Origin of the sequence: Mesorhizobium sp. M2E.F.Ca.ET.209.01.1.1, assembly GCF_004010375.2 — a bacterium.
Classification (GTDB): Bacteria; Pseudomonadota; Alphaproteobacteria; order Rhizobiales; family Rhizobiaceae; genus Mesorhizobium.
The window spans coordinates 1-359 of sequence record NZ_SADP02000485.1 but is presented as its reverse complement, the minus strand read 5'-3'; the positions used below and the strand labels follow the sequence as shown (position 1 = coordinate 359).

1 protein-coding gene is annotated in these 359 nt (G+C 57.9%); it reads right to left on the bottom strand.

Features of this window, described 5'->3' with window-relative positions:
• Window positions 1-212 precede the first annotated feature (212 nt).
• Window positions 213-308, bottom strand: coding sequence for a helix-turn-helix domain-containing protein (locus EN852_RS36600; protein ID WP_348643534.1), 96 nt, complete (start codon window positions 306-308; stop codon window positions 213-215).
• Window positions 309-359: the final 51 nt, after the last annotated feature.

Genomic DNA, 359 nt, shown 5'->3' with positions numbered 1-359 from the left:
GGGAGGTCTAACAGCCACCAGCGCAGTCTGCGAACACATTGCTTACTGGTCGAGCGACGAAGAATCCCCCGTTAGCCAAAAGGCGGTTGCGCTGACACTCGCGGCGAGCGCTTTCAGCGGCGGCGCCATGCTTGTCAGGACAGGTCGCGAGACGTACTAGCCAGACCTTTCAGTTTCGGCCGAGGCCGATCCTCCGAAGACTCATCGGCCGACTATTCATTTAGAATACGATAGACCTGCATTCTCGAGCAGCCGATCAGTTTTGCGATGCCAGCGGGGCCATGACCTTCACCCCACAAGGCCCTAATTCGGTTCCGATCAAACCGCTGTTTACCGCCCTTGTAGGCACCGTCGCGTTT